Raw genomic sequence first — 15,972 nt, 5'->3', positions numbered from 1 at the left:
AGGAGGGGGACAGCCAGCACAGTCTGGGACAGCCAGCACCTTCTAAAACAGCCAGCACCTTGTAACTCAACCCACGTGATGCCGCGTCCGGTACTTATCGATCAACACCGCGATAATGATCACCGCGCCCTTAATCACTAACTGCCAGAAATAGGAGACGCCCATCAGCGTCATCCCGTTATTCAGCGTGGCGATAATCAGCGCACCAATCAGCGTGCCGGTGATGGTGCCGATGCCGCCGACAAAGCTGGTGCCACCGAGGATCACCGCCGCTATCGCATCCAGCTCGTAACCGACGCCAAGGTTGCCGTTGGCGCTGTAGAGCCGCGAGGCGCTCATCAATCCGGCCAGCCCCGACAGCAAGCCGCTCATGGCGTAGACAAACAGCAGCACCACGCTGACTTTGATGCCGGTCAGGCGCGCCGCCTGCACGTTGCCGCCAACGGCATAAATGTGTACGCCTAAGGTAGTGCGGCGCAGAATGAACCAGCACAGCGCGATCACCGCAAAGGCGATGATGATCAGCCACGGCACCGGCCCGAGATAGCCGTTGCCTATCCATTCAAAGTTGATGTCGGAGTTGATCACCGTGGTGCCGTTCGCTAGCAGATAAGCCGCGCCGCGCATCGCGGTGTAGGTGCCGAGCGTGACAATAAAGGGCGGCAGCCCCGCCCACGCCACCAGAATGCCGTTGAACAACCCCATAATCAGCCCGGCACCTAACGCCGCCGGGATCGTCAGTGACGCAAATGCCGGATCGAGCGACACCGCCATCGCCACCACCGCCGTGGTGCCGAGCATCGATCCCACCGACAAATCGATGCCGCCGGTGAGAATGACAAAGGTCATGCCCGCCGCCAGCACGATGTTGATCGAGGCCTGACGCGTAATGTTGAGCAGATTGCCCTCGGTGAAGAAGTTCGGCGTGACAAAGCCGAACACCGCCACGATCAGGATCAGAATCGGCAGGATGCCGACGGTTTGCAGCAGGTCACTCATTAACGCGCGCTTGAGGGTGGGACTTTTTACGCGTGCGGATTCACTGGTCATTGCGCTCTCCTCAGGCCTGAACCGGCTGCGCGCCGGTGGCCAGTGTCATAATGTTTTCCTGGCTAATCTCTGCCCCACTCAACTCACCGGCGATGGCGCCTTCACGCATCACATAAACGCGGTCGCTCATGCCCACCACTTCCGGTAACTCGCTGGAGATCATTAAAATCGCCACGCCCTGCTGCGCCATCTGCTGCATCATGCGGTAGATTTCGCTCTTGGCGCCGACATCAACGCCGCGCGTCGGCTCATCGAGAATCAGGATGCGCGGTGCAATCGCCACCCAGCGTGAAATCAGCAGCTTCTGCTGATTACCGCCGGACAAGCCGCCCGCGCGTACCTGCGCATGCGGCACGCGGATGTTCAGCGCATCAATCGCCTCGCTGGCAATCTTCTGCCCTTTGCGCCGATTGAGCAGGCCGTAGCTGGCGTCGCGTTCCAGCGTCGCCATCACAATGTTGTCCTGCGCCGCCAGTTCAAGGAACAAGCCCTGCTCTTTGCGGTTCTCGGTGAGAAAACCGATGCCGCGTGCGATGGCGTCGCGCGGCGAGTGAATCTGCACTTTCACGCCGTCGATCCAGATCTCACCGCCGCTCGGTTGATGCACGCCAAAAATCAGCTGCGCCAGTTCGCTGCGCCCGGCACCGACCAGCCCCGCCAGCCCGACAATCTCGCCGGCACGCACCGACAGGCTGCTGGGACGCACTTTGTGTTTATCGCACAGGTGATTGACGGCGAGACGGATGTCGCCGAGCGGAATATCGCGGTCTTTGTTGAACAGATCGCTGAGCGGCCGCCCGACCATCATGCGCACCAGCTCGCTGGCGTTAAGCTGCTCGCGCGTCAGGCTACCGACGTACTGCCCGTCACGCAGCACGCTCACGCGATCCGATAGCTCATATACTTCCGCCATGCGATGGCTGATGTAGATGATCGCCATGCCTTCACTGCGCAGCCGTTTAATCAGCGCAAACAGCTGCTCGGTTTCACGGTTGGAGAGTGCGGCAGTCGGCTCATCCATCACCAGAATGCGGCTGTTGCGGTGCAGCGCGCGGGCGATTTCCACCTGCTGCTGCTCGGCAATACTCAGGCGGCTCACCAGATCGGTGGCGCTGAACTGCGCACCCAGGCGATCAATCACCCGCTGCGCCTCTTCCGCCATCTGGCGACGCTTCACCAGGCCTCCACGCGTGATTTCACTGCCGAGAAAGATGTTCTCCGCCACCGTCAAATTGGGTGCCAGATTGATCTCCTGATAAATCAGGGTGATGCCTGCCGCCAACGCCTCTTTTGGGCCTTTTATGACATACGGCTGGCCGTCGATAAGAATTTCCCCGCTGCTGGCGGTATAGGCGCCGGCCAGAATTTTCATCAAAGTACTTTTGCCCGCGCCGTTTTCGCCCATCAGCGCATGCACTTCACCGGGCCAGACCGTGAGATCCACGCCCTTGAGCGCATAGAAGTTGCCGAAGCGTCGGGTGATTCCCCGCATGGAGAGTATCGGTGTGGCATCCATTTACAGACTCCTGCTGGCGAAGGTTGCAGCGAGTAAAACCTGCTTAGATAAATGGAAAATGTCAGCGGCCATTCATATTTGTCATATTTCGCCCCGATCGCGCTTCTATACTCGCCAGCAGTTGAGCGGTAAGGAGTGGCAGCCATGAGTCACAGTCTGCACTGGCACGCGGGCGCGCGCAGTCGCCTGCTGCTGTTTAATCTGCTGGTGATGTCGGTGACACTGGCGGTGAGCCTGGTCGCGATTTTTGGATTTCGCCACGCAGGTCACATTCAGGAACAGGCGCAGGCACAAACGCTGGCCGATATGAACGGCAGCCTGGCGCTGGCGCGCGACACCGCCAATGTGGCCATTGCGGCGGTGCGGTTATCGCAGGTGGTCGGTGCGCTGGAGTATCAGAGTGAATCGGCGCGCCTGCAGCAAACGCAGCGGGAACTGCAACAGTCGCTGAGCTTGCTGGCAAGTGCGCCGCTGGCGGCACAGCAGCCGCAGCTGCTAGCGCGTATTCGTGAGCGCAGCCAGACGCTGGAACAAACCATTAATCAATTGCTGCGCGCCGGGCATCAGCGCCATCTGCAGCGCAACGTGATGCTGAGCGGCTTGTGGCAATCGCAGCTGTTACTCAATCGCATTGACCTGCTTACGCGCACCGATTCCCCTTCTGCCGCGCTGCGTCAGCAAACCCACAGCTTATTCAGCGTGGCGATTCAATCCAGCGCGCCGCAGGCCGCAGTGCAGCAATTGCCTTCCGTGCTGCGCCAGTGGCAAACGTTAAGGCTTAACGGTGTGCTGAATACCCAGGTGCAGCGGCTGATCGCCACCAGCACGGATTTGCAGCCGGTGGCGCAGCAGCTGGAGCAAAGCGATATCGCCATCGCCTACGCGACTTATCGCATCAAAGCGCTGGTGGCGATGCTCAACGACGACATCACCCATTACGTGCAGCTGGTGGCGCAACAGAGTGACGCCCGCAGCGCGGTGACGCATGAAGAGCTGGATTCGATCATCGGCTTTATCGGCCTGTTTATGTTGCTGGCGCTGCTGATCACCGGTTACGCCGGTTACTACATCTACCGCAATCTCGGTTCGAGTCTGACCGCCATCGCCCACGCCATGACGCGGCTGGCGCAGGGTGAAAAGAGCGTCAACGTGCCGGGCCTGGCGCGGCGCGATGAGCTGGGCGATCTGGCGCGCGCCTTTAACGTGTTTGCGCGCAATACCGCGTCGCTGGCGCACACTTCGCGCCTGCTAAAAGAGAAAAGCAACCAGCTGGAATCGACCTTTCTCGCCATGCGCGACGGCTTTGCGCTGTTCGATAACAGCGGTCAGCTGGTGGTATGGAATGCGCAATATGCCGAGCTGCTCGGCATCGCGCCGCGCGAACTGCATCGCGGTTTGCACTATCAGCAGCTATTAAAACGCGTTGATGTCGAGCTCAACGGATTAGCTGATGCGCAGGAAGTGCGGCTGGCGGATGGCCGCACGCTGGAGTTGCGCTTCAGTCCGGTGCCACGGCGCGGCATGGTGAATACCGTGCTGGAGCGCACCACACGCAAGGCGCTGGAGGAAGCGCTGCTGCACAGCCAGAAGATGAAAGCGGTGGGACAGCTGACCGGCGGACTGGCGCACGACTTCAATAATCTGCTGGCGGTGATCATCGGCAGCCTGGCGTTAACCGTCGATCAGCTGCCGCCCGGCACGCTCGCCAGCCGTATCGAGCGTGCGCGTCAGGCCGCCGACCGTGCGGCGCAGCTGACGCAGCGCTTGCTGGCCTTCTCACGCAAGCAGGCGCTCTACCCGCGCGCGGTGTCGGTGGTGGAGCTGGTGGATAATCTGCATTCGCTGCTGCAGCACGCGCTGCTGCCCGGCCAGCAACTGGTGATTGATGCGCAGCGTCCCGGCTGGCCAGCGTGGATCGATGCCGGACAGCTGGAGAACGCGCTGATCAATCTGGTGGTCAACGCGCGCGATGCCATGGCGCAGCAGAGCGGCGAAATCCGCCTGCGTATCTGGAATCAGCGTAAACAGGAAGCCGACGGCAAGCGCGATCGCGTTACCATTGAAGTGATCGATCACGGCTGCGGCATGTCGGCCGAGGTGCGTGAACAGGTGTTTGAGCCGTTCTTCACCACCAAAGCCATCGGCAGCGGCAGCGGTTTGGGCTTATCGATGGTGTATGGCTTTGTGCGGCAATCCGGCGGCCAGATTGAGCTGGAAACCGCGCCGGGACAAGGCACCACCGTGCGGCTATTATTGCCGCGCGCGCCCGAAGCGGCGCAACCGCTCAGCGTGCCGCCGCCGCTGGTGCCGCAGGCCAGCAACGATCGGCTGGTGTTGGTGCTGGATGATGAACCGACGGTGCGGCAAACGCTGTGCGAACATCTGCATCAGCTGGGTTATCTGACGCTGGAGTGTGGCGACGGCGAAAGCGCGCTGAGGCTGCTGCGCCAGACGCCAGATATCGATCTGTTAATCAGTGATTTGATGCTGCCGGGCGGCATTAACGGCGCGGATGTGATTCGCCAGGCGCAGGCGCAGTGGCCGCATCTGGCAACGGTGTTGATCAGCGGTCAGGATCTGCGCCAGACGCAGGTCACGCTGCCGCTGTGTGAGCGGCTGGCAAAACCCTGGCATCAGGCGCAGCTGGTGCAGGCGCTGGAGCGCGCCTGGCAGCGCAGTGAACGGCTCAGTCGCGCGCGGCAGGCTGCCACAACGGCACCCCTTTCCCCGTGATGTAACGTTTACGCAGCTTGCTGGAGACAACATCCATGACCATCACCACCGCCACCAGAATCAGGGTCAGGAACATCACCACATCCCAGTTCCACAAACGCATGTTCTCGGCATACACCAGGCCGACGCCACCCGCGCCAACAAAGCCCAGCACCGCTGCGGAGCGGGTGTTGGACTCAATCTGATACAGGCTGAGCGCGAGGAAGGTCGGGAACGATTGGGTGAAAATGCCGTAGCGATGTTTTTGCAGGCTGTTCGCGCCCACCGCGCTGAGACCGCGACTCGGCGAACGCTCCACCGCTTCGTGCCCTTCAGCGTAGAGTTTGCCGAGCAGGCCGACATCCTGCATCACGATCGCCAGCACGCCGGCCAGCGGTCCCATGCCGACGGCACGCACGAAGATCAGCCCCCAAATCGCCATGTCGATGCCGCGCAGCACATCCAGTACGCGACGCACCACCAGCGCAATCGGACGCGTCAGCGGATCGTGCATTACGTTACGTGCCGCCAGGAACGAGACCGGCAAGGCGATCAGTGACGCGGTCAGCGTGCCGGAGAACACAATCGCCAGCGTAATCCCGACTTGCGTGAAGTAGTAAGCAAACGGCCAGTTGAGGAAGTCCTGCCAGACAAACATACGCAGGAAATAGCGGCTGAGCTGCTGGCAGCCGATGAGAAAACGGCTCCAATCAATGCCAAAGAACTCGAAAAAGAACAGGTAATAGAGCGCGATGGCCAGCGCCACCAGCGCAACGCGGCGCAGATAGCGATTTTGCGCAGCAAACAGGGCGGCATGCTCCTGCTTGAGTTTGGCGACATCCGGCGCTAAGGCGATCATGCTGCGTCTCCTTCCACTACGCGGCGACGCAGCCAGCCGGATAGCGTATCCAGCAGCGACACCACCACAATGATCAGCAACAGCGTGATGCTGACCTGATCGTAACGATCGAGTTTGATATTGGTCATCAGCTCTTGCCCGATACCGCCCGCGCCCACCAATCCGAGGATGGTGGAGGAGCGGAAGTTGATCTCCAGACGCATAAAGCTGTAGGAGAGAAACGTTGGTTTGACCTGCGGCCAGAAGGCAAAGCGCATGCGCTGCAGTTTGCTGGCACCGCACGCCGCGAGGCCGCGCACCGGTTTATCCGAGGCGCTCTCAATCGCTTCGTAGAACAGTTTGGTCAGGCTGCCGACGGTGTGCAGCGCCAGCGCGAGGAAGCCAGGAATGGCCCCAATGCCAAACGCCATCACGAACATCACCGCCCACGCCAGTTCGGGCATGGTGCGCAGGAAGGCGACAAACGCACGGATCGCCATGCGCAGGCTGCGTGGCGTTTGAGTGTTGTCGGCGGCGAAGAACGCCAGCACGCCAGCCACCGCCACCGCCACGATGGTGGACGACAGCGCCAGTTGTAACGTTTCCCAGATCAGCGGCAGCTGGTAGTGCAGGCGATAGCCCCAGTAAGCCAGCGATCCCTCGGTTTTGCCGTCAGCGAACAGCAGCGGGAGATGCAGCACCGGCAGGGTTTCGCCAATGTAATCGAAAAAGTGTGGCAGCGACTGCCAGACGGTGAGCAGGTTAAATTCCGCCATCTTGCCCGCGGCCAGATAGAGCGCCAGTAACAGCAGCGACCACAGCAGCGAGTCGCGCTTTTGCTGGCGGCGGATGCGTTGGTAGTAGTGTTCGAAATCGGTCAAGGGGGGATTCCTGTTGGTTGGGGACTTGCTGGATTGTGCTCGTTGGAGGGTGCTTGCTGGATTGTGCTCGCTGTCCCCCTCCTCGGTCCTCCCCCATTAATGGGGGAGGAAGATGGTGCAAAATGCAGCTCCGAAGTCGCATGTGGCAGCATCTCCTTCCCCCACTTGTGGGGGAAGGCCGGGATGGGGGACAGCCAGCACCAACCGAGGAAGGTAACAGCAAGCACCCCACCACAACTAACCGCGCGTACCCTTCATCAAATCACGCTTCATATCGATGATATTCTGGTAATCCGCCACGGTAGCTGGGCCGATGTGCTGGGCACCGCCAACCGCTTTAACAAAGCAGCCGTGATCTTCTTTATCCAGTTTCTTGATGGTGGCCACCACTTTCGCTTTGAAGTCAGCGGGCAGATTATTGCTCACCAGAATCGGACCGTTCGGGATCAGCGGCGACTGCCAGATAATGCGGATCTGCTTCATCAGATCCGGATGATCCATACGAATCAAACGACCAAAGGCACCCGAGGTATAACCGGTTTCGCGGTCACCAATCAGCGACGTCCAGGTTACTGCGCCTTCGAACTGGCCGTTCAGCACGCCGAGGATGTCCTGCTCGTGACCGCCGGAAAAGGTGACGCTGGAGAAGGTGTTGTTGTACTTATCGTCCACCGTGCCGCCAAACTCTTTCTTGAACGCCTGGTTCGGCATCAGGAAGCCGGAAGTGGAATCCGGATCGGCCATGCCGAACGATTTGCCTTTCAGGTCTTCCAGCTTTTGGTACGGGCTGTCGGCTTTCACGATCACCACCGAGTGATAACCCTGCGAACCGTCTTTGTCGTCCACCACGATGCCCACCACATCCACCGCTTTCGGGTTCTGCAGATAAACCGAGGCAAACGAGGCGGGCGACATGCTCAGCACCAGGTCGATTTTGTTACCCAGCAAGCCCTGAATCACGCCTGAATAGTCAGACGAGTTGCGCAGTTTGGTATCCACCTGCAGCTCTTTATCGAAGAAATCTTTCACGCATTGGTTATCACCAATCTGCTGCGTGGCGTTCTGGCCGCCAAGAATCCCGAGGTTCAACTCTTTTGGTGCATCCGCTGCGTTTGCGCCAAATGCCATCGCAATAGTCAGTAAAGCTAAAGAAGTCAGTTTCATTCTTAGGTTTTCTCTTGCCGTGGGAGTTAGTGGAGCTGGTTAATTTCGTCGCCGTACAGCTCATGCATCAGGCCGTCGGTCAACCGGGAAGGATGTCCATCAAACAGCACTTTGCCGCGCTGAATACCGATGACGCGGGTGCAGTAGCTTTTTACCAATTCAATTGAGTGCAGGTTCACCATTACGCTGATGCCCTGCTCGCTCACCTGACGCAGCACGTCCATGATGCGCTTGGTGTTTTTCGGATCGAGTGACGCCACCGGTTCGTCCGCCAGCAAAATGCGCGGGTTCTGCATCAGCGCCCGGCAAATCGCTACGCGCTGCATCTGGCCGCCAGAGAGATTTTCCGCACGCTGCAGCGCCTGCGGCAGCATGTTCATCCACTGCAGCAGTTCGATTGCGCGGGCGCGGTCGGTTTCGGAGAAGACTTTAAAGAACGATTTCAGCGTCGAGGTCTGGCTTAAACGACCGAGCAGCACGTTGGTCAGCACGTCGAGGCGCGGCACCAGACAGAAGTCCTGGAAGATCATGCCGCATTCGCTGCGCCATTCACGCATCTGGCGGCTGTTCAGCGTCACCACATCGCGATCCACTTCGCCGTGGCGATTGCTGAGGATCGCGCCCTGTGAAGCGCTGATGGTGCCGTTGAGCATGTGTAACAGTGTCGATTTGCCTGCGCCCGAGCGGCCAATCACCGCCACCAGCTCGCCCGCATGCAGATCGAAGCTGACGTTATCCAGCACCTGGTTGGCGCCGTACGCTTTGCACAATCCCTGCACCGACAGCACCTTGTTGCCCTGCCCGGTAACGTGCGGGAAAGGATTGTCGACGACGGTTTTCAGTAATGCCTGTGCCATGTTGCACTCCATCTCTTCTGAGCTGTTGATTGCTCGCTATTACGGGCAAAACGGATGAAAGCTTGATGACAGTAAAATGATTAAACGGTGACAGCGGCTGGAGCGGTCAGCAACTGGCGCAGCGTTAGCAGTGTTTCGCTCAACGCACCATCATTATTCAACGCATAACAGTGCGCGGGCAGCGGTTCGGCGGCACGCGCCAGCCGTTGCGCGATCTCCGCTTCTGTCTCGCGCCCACGCTGCCGCAAACGCGTCTCCAGCACCGCTGGCGAAACCTGCAATACCAGCGGCAGCAGCTGCGTGCCGTAATGCTGCTGCACCATCGGCAGATGCAGGCGCGAGCCGTTCACCAGCACGTTCATTCCGCGCGCCAGCCACAGATCGATCTCCTCGCCCAGCCCGTAATACATGCCGTGCGCCTGCCAGCTGACGGCGAACAACCCCAGCGCCTCGCGCCGTCGAAACTCGGCTTCGCTTAGCGCCACGTGGTTCTCGCCGCCCGCATCGGCGGCGCGCGTAATGTAGCGATGGGCGATCAGCAAATTCTCCGGCGGCGCTTCACGCAGCGCGTTCAGCAGGCTGTCTTTGCCCGCGCCCGAAGGCCCGGTAAGCCAGATCAGGCGCGCCATCAGAACACCCGCTTGCCTTGCGACCAGACGTGACGAATGTGCGAATGACCATGATCGGTATGCACCAGCACCAAATCGGCACGCAGTCCTTCGGCGATGCGCCCGCGATCCTGCAGGCCAATTGCCCGCGCCGGATTGTGGGTCACCAGCGCGGCCGCCTGCGGCAGCGTCAGCGTGTTGCGCTCATCGGCCACCAGCCGAAACACCGCGTCGAGCAAGCTGGCGGGATAGTAGTCGGAGGAGAGAATATCCAGCAGGCCGTGGCTGGCGAGTTCTGCCGCCGCCACGTTGCCGGAGTGCGAACCGCCGCGCACGATGTTGGGCGCGCCCATCAGCACCTGCATGCCGCAGTTGCGTGATGCGCGTGCCGCCTCCAGCGTGGTGGGGAATTCGGCGATGGCGCTGCCGACCGCATGCGATTCGGCAACGTGCGCCGCCGTGGCATCATCGTGGCTGGCCAGCGGAATGCCGCGTGAACGGCACAAGCTGGCGATGGCGTTGCGGTTAGGCGTGGAGAACTCGGCGGCCAGCGCCAACTGCTCACGCTCAAACTGATCCATCTGCTCGTCGTTGAGCTGATATTTGCCCTGATAATAGGTGCGATACATCTCCAGCGAGGCGTACTGGCGCTGGCCCGGCGAGTGATCCATCAGCGACACCAGCGACAGCTCCGGCGTGTTGATCAGCGCTTCAAATAGCGGCAGCGTGGTGTTATGCGGCAGCTCGCAGCGCAGATGCAAATGGTGATCGGCGCGGTTAATGCCTTTGCGATTGCTGTCCTGAATCGCGTCGATCATTTTGGTGAGATTATCCAGACGATGGCCGCCATCGCGGACGTCGCCGACGCCAATCGCATCCAGCACCGTGGTGATGCCGCTGGCGGCCATCAGCGCATCGTGGCTGCTCATCGCCGAATAGGCGGGCCAATCCACCTTCGGACGTGGCGCAAAGAACTTGTCGAGGTTATCGGTGTGCAGCTCCACCAAACCCGGCAGCAGGAAGGCGTTTTCGCCATCCAGCGCGCCCGGCTGTTGGCTGACGCTGTCGCTAAAGCTGGCGATGCGCCCGTCACGGATTTCCAGCGATCCCGTTACCACTTCGTTTTCCAGCACCAGCTGGACGTTGTTGACGATCATGCTTCTGCTCCTGCTTGCATTGGCTGCATGACGTGCAGGCGATCGGCCACGCGTGCGCGCACCGCTTCGTCATGGAAAATACCGACAATGGCGGCACCGCGGGCGCGCGCCTGTTCAATCAGTTCCACCACCGCAGCACTGTTGGCGCTGTCGAGCGAGGCGGTTGGCTCATCCAGCAGCAGCACCGGATAGTCGGCGATAAATCCGCGTGCGATGTTGACGCGCTGCTGTTCGCCGCCGGAGAAGGTGGACGGCGCCAGTGACCATAAACGCTCCGGCACATTGAGGCGCGTCAGCAGCTCTTTGGCGCGCTTTTCGCAGAAGGCGCGCTCGGTGCCGCGCTCCAGCAGCGGCTGCATGACGATCTCCAGCGTGGGCACGCGCGGGATGACGCGCAAAAACTGGCTGACCCAGCCGACGGTGTGGCGGCGAATCGCCAGAATCTGGCGGGCGGGCGCGTTGGCCATGTCGATCCATTCGCCCTGATGTTGCAGCCAGATGTGACCGCTGTTGGCCTGATAGTTGCCGTACAGCGCGCGCAGCAGCGTGGATTTGCCGCTGCCGGAGCGGCCATGCAGCACCACGCATTCGCCGCCGCTGACGTCAAGATTGGCGTCCTGCAATACCGGCAGCGCGGCGCCGCTTTGGTTGTGCAGCACAAAGGTTTTGCTCAGATGCTCTACGCGCAGTAAAGGTTGCATAGTGATGTCCGCCATTAGTTAAGCACCGATGAAACCAGCAGCTGCGTATACGGATGATGCGGATCGTCCAGCACCCGGTCGGTCAACCCGCTCTCCACCACGCGCCCCTGCTTCATCACCAGCAGGCGATGCGCCAGCAAACGCGCCACGCCGAGATCGTGCGTCACAATCACCACCGCCAGATTCAACTCGCGCACCAGCGTGCGCAGCAGATCCAGCAGGCGCGCCTGCACCGACACATCCAGCCCGCCGGTTGGCTCATCCATAAACACCAGCGTCGGCTGCGTCACCAGGTTGCGCGCAATCTGTAAACGCTGCTGCATGCCGCCGGAAAAGGTGGTGGGCAGATCGTCGATGCGGTTAGCGGGGATCTCCACATCCTGCAGCCAGCGCATCGCCTCTTTACGGATATCACCGTAATGCCGCTGACCCACCGCCATCAGCCGCTCGCCGATGTTGCCGCCCGCCGTGACTTGCGGACGCAAACCATCCAGCGGATGCTGATGCACCACGCCCCATTCGGTGCGCAGCAAGCGGCGGCGATCGCTCTCGCTCAGCTGGTAGAGATCCTGCGCGCGATAAAGAATGTTGCCCTGCTGCGGCGCTAAGCGTGCCGACAGGCTGCGCAGCAAGGTGGTTTTGCCCGATCCGGATTCCCCAACAATGCCTAACACTTCGCCAGGATAGAGTTCAAAACTCACCTCTTCAAACCCTTTGCCGGGCGCGTAAAGGTGCGTGAGATGGTTGACCGCAAGCAGCGGCTGTTCACTGTGCATGCTGTTGTTCCTGCTGCTGGTGGCAAAAATCGGTATCGGAGCAGACAAACATGCGCGTACCGTCGTCATCCATCACCACCTCGTCGAGGTAGCTGTGGCGCGAACCGCACAGCGCGCAGGGTTCTTCCCACTGCTGCACGCTGAACGGGTGATCGTCGAAGTCGAGGCTTTCCACTATGGTATACGGCGGCAGCGCATAGATGCGTTTCTCACGTCCGGCACCAAACAGCTGCAGCGCCGGCATCATGTGCATTTTGGGGTTGTCGAATTTGGGGATCGGCGACGGATCCATCACGTAGCGATCGTTGACCTTCACCGGATAGGCATAGGTGGTGGCGATATGGCCGTAGCGGGCGATATCTTCATACAGTTTCACCTGCATGATGCCGTACTCCTCCAGCGCGTGCATGGTGCGGGTTTCGGTCTCACGCGGCTCGATAAAGCGCAGCGGCTCAGGGATCGGCACCTGGAAAATCAGGATTTGATCTTCTTCCAGCGGCGTTTCCGGAATGCGGTGACGCGTCTGGATCAGCGTGGCATCACGGGTCGCTTCGGTGGTGGCCGCGCCGCTGACGCGCTGGAAGAAGCGACGAATGGATACCGCGTTGGTGGTGTCATCCGCGCCCTGATCGATCACTTTCAGCACATCGGCATCGCCAATAATACTGGCGGTGATCTGAATGCCGCCGGTGCCCCAACCGTAGGGCATCGGCATTTCACGTCCGGCGAACGGCACCTGATAACCGGGAATCGCCACCGCTTTGAGAATCGCGCGGCGGATGGTGCGTTTGGTCTGCTCATCCAGATAACCGTTGTTGTAGCCGGTTAACTCACTCATGGTTCTGCTCCTGATGCGGTTGGCGCAGTTGTTTCAGCAGCTCAAGCTCCGCCTGGAAATCGACGTAGTGCGGCAGTTTGAGATGCGAGACAAAGCCCGCCGCTTCGACGTTGTCGGCATGCGACAGCACAAACTCTTCGTCCTGCGCCGGGCCGGCAATGCGTTCGTGGTACTCCGGCGCCTGCAACGCGCGATCCACCAGCGCCATCGCCATCGCTTTACGCTCGGAACGGCCAAACACCAGGCCGTAACCGCGCGTAAAGTGCGGCGCGCTGTCAGTTTCGGTGGTGAAGCCGTTCACCATCTCGCATTCGGTCAGCAGGATTTCGCCAATCTCAATCTCAAAACCCAACTCTTCCGGGCAGATTGACACGCTGAGATAACCGGTACGAATTTCACCGGCGAACGGATGGTTGCGGCCGTAGCCGCGCTGCGTCGAGTAGCCGAGCGCCAGCAGAAAACCTTCGTCGCCGCGCACCAGCTGTTGCAGCCGTGCGGCGCGCGTTGCCGGATAGCCTGGCGGTTCGCGGGTGATGTCGCACGGCTCGCTGCCGTCATCCTCTTCGCGTGCCGCCAATCCTTCCGCCGTCATCATGCTGAACACGTGCGGACAGTGTTGTGGCAGCGCCTGATCGTCACGCGGCGCGGCGGGCGTTTCGCCATTCGCCAGCAGGGTGAAATCGAGCAGGCGATGGCTGTAATCGTAGGTTGGGCCGAGCACCTGGCCGCCCGGCAAATCTTTGTAAACCGCTGAGATACGGCGTTCGAGGCGCATCTCAGCGGTTGCCAGCGCCAGGCTATCGGCGAGACGCGGCAGCGTGGTGCGATAGGCGCGTAGCAGGAAAATCGCTTCCACCAGATCGCCGCTCGCCTGTTTAATTGCTAAAGCCGCCAGCTGCGGATCGTAGATGCCGCCTTCGGTCATCACGCGATCGACCGCTAAACCCAACTGTTGCGCCACCTGATCGCAGCCCAATTCGGCGACCTCGCGATCGCCACGACGCAGATCGGCCTGCAGCTGATGGGCGCTGGCTATCGCCTTTTCGCCCCCTTTGACCGCAACGTACATCAGCACACCTCCACGTCGGTGGTGCGTGGCAGCGCCATCATCGCTTCACCGCAGGTGAAAATCAGATCCACGCCCTGTGGGAACGGATGTGGGCGCTCACGCAGATAGTGCAGAATCGCCTCCGGCAGCTGCGGTGCAACGGCGCGCGGCTCACGTAAGCCGGGACCGGACAGGCGCAGCGTTAAGCCACCACTCAGTGACGGCACTTCCACAATCAGCGTGGTACTTTTTTCCGGGGACATGTTGTCGCCAGAGGCGAACAGCGCCGGATCGGGATTGGCCGCCGCGTGCGTCAGCGCAAAAGGAGCATCGCGTTCATCGACAATCGGCACGCCGGTGTGGAAACGCAGGTTGCTGCGCACCACGTCATTATCGATGCGGCCATCCAGCCACAGCGCGCTCTCCTGATCGACCAGCGTCAGCAGCACCGCCGTGGCCGCCGGTGAGAGATCGCCCCAGCCCTGTTGCAGCGGCAGCGATACCATCACACCCGGCTCACTCATCGCTTTCAGGATGCGGCGAAAAGCTCGTTGGGCATCGGCCACCGGATGGGTAAAACTTGCCAGTAAAGTCATCAGTTATCTCCGCGAACCAGCGTAAAGAAATCCACTTTGGAGCTGGCGATTTCACGCGCGCGCAGCTGTCGCTGCTCTTCACGCAGAGCCGCCAGCGGGACAATCAATTTTTCCTGCAACAGCGCCTGGGTTTCCGGCTGTTGCAGCAGCGCATCAATTAGCGCGCAGCGTTCGGCGTGCGCTTTGTCGCGCCCCAGCACGTAGCTAAAGCCGAGCGTGCCGTCGTGCAGCTTCACCACCGCACGCGTCACCGTGGCATCGCCCATCACAAAGCGCTTACCGCTGCCGCCCATGCGCGCCTGCAGGCGGGTTAAGCCGGTTTCTGCCGGACGGATGCGTTCAAAATCAGTGTTGATACGTAACGGCTGCCAGTGCGCTTCAAGCTGGCTGGCTTCACTGTGCGCCAGCACCGAGAGCCAATGCTGGCGGGCGGTTTGCTGTGTCATTCGTGCTCCAGAGTCAGTTCAATCATGTCGCCACGCGTCAGGCTGACGGAGTATTCCGCTACCTGACCGTCGCTGTGTTTATTCAGGGTGCGCACACACAGCAGCGGCGACTGCAGCGCAATCTCCAGCTGCTTGCACTCTTTGGCTTGTGCACGACGCGTGCTGATGCGGGTTTGGCTGCGCGTCAGGCTCAGGCCAAGCTGCTGCTGCATAAAGTCGTGCAGCGAACCGCTGTGGAACTGTTGCAGCGCTGGCCACCAGTTGAGTTGCGCCAGGAAGTGGTTAATGACGCACACCGCCACGCCATTGACGCGGCGCAGCGTGCGCAAGTGGATAACGTTGTCGCCTTCGTTGACACCCAGCGCGCTCGCCACATCGCTGCTCGCCGGACGCAGCACCGCCAGCAGACGCTCGCTGGTGGGATGGCTGCCCTGCTCCATCAGGTTCTGGCTGAAGCGCGCCTGCGCATGCAGCGGATAATCGTACGGCCGCATCAGCACCAAAATCCCCACGCCGTGACGCCGTTGCAGCAGGCCTTTATTGACCAGCTCATCCACCGCGCGCCGCAAGGTGTGACGATTCACTGCGTAGTGATCGGCCAGCTGCTGTTCAGAAGGCAGATAATCGCCGCAGCGATAGCGCTCCTGCAGCGCCAGCTCCAGTTGGGCGGCAACGGCCTGATAAACAGTGGTCGGATGTCTGGATATCTCCATCACGCTCAATACCTCATTCGCATTGGTTGAGGAACGCAGCGGGCTTGCTGCGGGATGGCGATTACATTGCG

Annotated in this window: 16 protein-coding genes; 1 reads left to right on the top strand and 15 read right to left on the bottom strand. The window is 60.7% G+C overall.

Features of this window, described 5'->3' with window-relative positions; translation table 11 throughout:
* Positions 1 to 66: 66 nt before the first annotated feature.
* Together DEU53_RS21980 and DEU53_RS21975 are read right to left on the bottom strand one after the other, a co-directional pair.
* Positions 67 to 1,050 (bottom strand): ribose ABC transporter permease, encoded by a 984-nt coding sequence (locus DEU53_RS21980; RefSeq protein ID WP_101762809.1) that lies wholly within the window; start codon positions 1,048 to 1,050, stop codon positions 67 to 69.
* A 10-nt stretch (positions 1,051 to 1,060) separates the two neighbouring features.
* Positions 1,061 to 2,566, bottom strand: a complete 1,506-nt coding sequence (locus tag DEU53_RS21975) for a sugar ABC transporter ATP-binding protein (RefSeq protein ID WP_101762810.1) — start codon at positions 2,564 to 2,566, stop codon at positions 1,061 to 1,063.
* Positions 2,567 to 2,710: 144 nt separating this feature from the next.
* Here DEU53_RS21975 and DEU53_RS21970 point away from each other — a divergent pair, with 144 nt between their 5' ends.
* A complete protein-coding gene (locus DEU53_RS21970; RefSeq protein WP_110868354.1) occupies positions 2,711 to 5,299 on the top strand; it encodes an ATP-binding protein in 2,589 nt (862 codons plus the stop codon).
* Here the strand turns inward: DEU53_RS21970 and phnE (DEU53_RS21965) are convergent.
* The 13 genes from phnE (DEU53_RS21965) to phnF form a co-directional block, all read right to left on the bottom strand.
* A complete protein-coding gene (phnE, locus tag DEU53_RS21965; protein WP_110868353.1) occupies positions 5,253 to 6,137 on the bottom strand; it encodes a phosphonate ABC transporter, permease protein PhnE in 885 nt (294 codons plus the stop codon). The two genes, DEU53_RS21970 and phnE (DEU53_RS21965), sit on opposite strands and share 47 nt — an antisense overlap.
* Entirely contained in the window at positions 6,134 to 6,997 is an 864-nt protein-coding gene (gene phnE, locus DEU53_RS21960; protein ID WP_110868352.1) for a phosphonate ABC transporter, permease protein PhnE, read from the bottom strand. The genes phnE (DEU53_RS21965) and phnE (DEU53_RS21960) overlap by 4 nt, the downstream gene beginning before the upstream one ends.
* Before the next feature lie 237 nt (positions 6,998 to 7,234).
* Entirely contained in the window at positions 7,235 to 8,161 is a 927-nt protein-coding gene (phnD, locus tag DEU53_RS21955; RefSeq protein WP_110868351.1) for a phosphonate ABC transporter substrate-binding protein, read from the bottom strand.
* A 26-nt stretch (positions 8,162 to 8,187) separates the two neighbouring features.
* Positions 8,188 to 9,018 carry a phosphonate ABC transporter ATP-binding protein gene (phnC, locus tag DEU53_RS21950; RefSeq protein ID WP_110868350.1) on the bottom strand — a complete coding sequence of 277 codons (831 nt, stop codon included), beginning with the start codon at positions 9,016 to 9,018 and terminating at the stop codon, positions 8,188 to 8,190.
* A gap of 80 nt (positions 9,019 to 9,098) precedes the next feature.
* The gene (phnN, locus tag DEU53_RS21945; RefSeq protein ID WP_110868349.1) at positions 9,099 to 9,647 is read right to left on the bottom strand and encodes a ribose 1,5-bisphosphokinase; all 549 of its coding nucleotides are present in this window, start codon (positions 9,645 to 9,647) and stop codon (positions 9,099 to 9,101) included.
* A complete protein-coding gene (gene phnM / locus DEU53_RS21940; RefSeq protein WP_110868348.1) occupies positions 9,647 to 10,783 on the bottom strand; it encodes an alpha-D-ribose 1-methylphosphonate 5-triphosphate diphosphatase in 1,137 nt (378 codons plus the stop codon). Before phnM ends, phnN begins: the two co-directional genes overlap by 1 nt.
* Positions 10,780 to 11,484: a phosphonate C-P lyase system protein PhnL gene (phnL, locus tag DEU53_RS21935; protein ID WP_222233639.1), complete on the bottom strand. Its 705-nt coding sequence runs from the start codon at positions 11,482 to 11,484 to the stop codon at positions 10,780 to 10,782. Before phnL ends, phnM begins: the two co-directional genes overlap by 4 nt.
* A 14-nt stretch (positions 11,485 to 11,498) precedes the next feature.
* Entirely contained in the window at positions 11,499 to 12,260 is a 762-nt protein-coding gene (phnK, locus tag DEU53_RS21930) for a phosphonate C-P lyase system protein PhnK (protein WP_110868346.1), read from the bottom strand.
* Positions 12,250 to 13,098, bottom strand: coding sequence for an alpha-D-ribose 1-methylphosphonate 5-phosphate C-P-lyase PhnJ (locus DEU53_RS21925; RefSeq protein ID WP_110868345.1), 849 nt, complete (start codon positions 13,096 to 13,098; stop codon positions 12,250 to 12,252). The genes phnK and DEU53_RS21925 overlap by 11 nt, the downstream gene beginning before the upstream one ends.
* Positions 13,091 to 14,167: a carbon-phosphorus lyase complex subunit PhnI gene (locus DEU53_RS21920; RefSeq protein WP_101762820.1), complete on the bottom strand. Its 1,077-nt coding sequence runs from the start codon at positions 14,165 to 14,167 to the stop codon at positions 13,091 to 13,093. The genes DEU53_RS21925 and DEU53_RS21920 overlap by 8 nt, the downstream gene beginning before the upstream one ends.
* The gene (gene phnH, locus DEU53_RS21915; protein ID WP_110868344.1) at positions 14,167 to 14,742 is read right to left on the bottom strand and encodes a phosphonate C-P lyase system protein PhnH; all 576 of its coding nucleotides are present in this window, start codon (positions 14,740 to 14,742) and stop codon (positions 14,167 to 14,169) included. Before phnH ends, DEU53_RS21920 begins: the two co-directional genes overlap by 1 nt.
* Entirely contained in the window at positions 14,742 to 15,188 is a 447-nt protein-coding gene (gene phnG, locus DEU53_RS21910; protein ID WP_110868343.1) for a phosphonate C-P lyase system protein PhnG, read from the bottom strand. The genes phnH and phnG overlap by 1 nt, the downstream gene beginning before the upstream one ends.
* The gene (gene phnF, locus DEU53_RS21905) at positions 15,185 to 15,901 is read right to left on the bottom strand and encodes a phosphonate metabolism transcriptional regulator PhnF (RefSeq protein WP_110868342.1); all 717 of its coding nucleotides are present in this window, start codon (positions 15,899 to 15,901) and stop codon (positions 15,185 to 15,187) included. Before phnF ends, phnG begins: the two co-directional genes overlap by 4 nt.
* Positions 15,902 to 15,972 lie beyond the last annotated feature (71 nt).

This window comes from Pantoea sp. AG1095 (assembly GCF_003208415.1).
GTDB classification, from domain to species: domain Bacteria; phylum Pseudomonadota; class Gammaproteobacteria; order Enterobacterales; family Enterobacteriaceae; genus Pantoea; species Pantoea leporis.
Note: the sequence above shows the minus strand (reverse complement) of the source record. Positions and strands in the feature narration are given on the sequence as shown.

What these genes read in the sequence shown, in the direction of transcription:
- phnH (WP_110868344.1), bottom strand. Translation starts at nt 14,742, where the DNA reads ATGACTTTACTGGCAAGTTTTACCCATCCGGTGGCCGATGCCCAACGA.
- phnN (WP_110868349.1), bottom strand. Translation starts at nt 9,647, where the DNA reads ATGGCGCGCCTGATCTGGCTTACCGGGCCTTCGGGCGCGGGCAAAGAC.
- phnE (WP_110868353.1), bottom strand. Translation starts at nt 6,137, where the DNA reads ATGATCGCCTTAGCGCCGGATGTCGCCAAACTCAAGCAGGAGCATGCC.
- DEU53_RS21975 (WP_101762810.1), bottom strand. Translation starts at nt 2,566, where the DNA reads ATGGATGCCACACCGATACTCTCCATGCGGGGAATCACCCGACGCTTC.
- phnC (WP_110868350.1), bottom strand. Translation starts at nt 9,018, where the DNA reads ATGGCACAGGCATTACTGAAAACCGTCGTCGACAATCCTTTCCCGCAC.
- DEU53_RS21970 (WP_110868354.1), top strand. Translation starts at nt 2,711, where the DNA reads ATGAGTCACAGTCTGCACTGGCACGCGGGCGCGCGCAGTCGCCTGCTG.
- DEU53_RS21920 (WP_101762820.1), bottom strand. Translation starts at nt 14,167, where the DNA reads ATGTACGTTGCGGTCAAAGGGGGCGAAAAGGCGATAGCCAGCGCCCAT.
- phnG (WP_110868343.1), bottom strand. Translation starts at nt 15,188, where the DNA reads ATGACACAGCAAACCGCCCGCCAGCATTGGCTCTCGGTGCTGGCGCAC.
- DEU53_RS21925 (WP_110868345.1), bottom strand. Translation starts at nt 13,098, where the DNA reads ATGAGTGAGTTAACCGGCTACAACAACGGTTATCTGGATGAGCAGACC.
- phnK (WP_110868346.1), bottom strand. Translation starts at nt 12,260, where the DNA reads ATGCACAGTGAACAGCCGCTGCTTGCGGTCAACCATCTCACGCACCTT.
- phnM (WP_110868348.1), bottom strand. Translation starts at nt 10,783, where the DNA reads ATGATCGTCAACAACGTCCAGCTGGTGCTGGAAAACGAAGTGGTAACG.
- phnD (WP_110868351.1), bottom strand. Translation starts at nt 8,161, where the DNA reads ATGAAACTGACTTCTTTAGCTTTACTGACTATTGCGATGGCATTTGGC.
- DEU53_RS21980 (WP_101762809.1), bottom strand. Translation starts at nt 1,050, where the DNA reads ATGACCAGTGAATCCGCACGCGTAAAAAGTCCCACCCTCAAGCGCGCG.
- phnL (WP_222233639.1), bottom strand. Translation starts at nt 11,484, where the DNA reads ATGCAACCTTTACTGCGCGTAGAGCATCTGAGCAAAACCTTTGTGCTG.
- phnF (WP_110868342.1), bottom strand. Translation starts at nt 15,901, where the DNA reads ATGGAGATATCCAGACATCCGACCACTGTTTATCAGGCCGTTGCCGCC.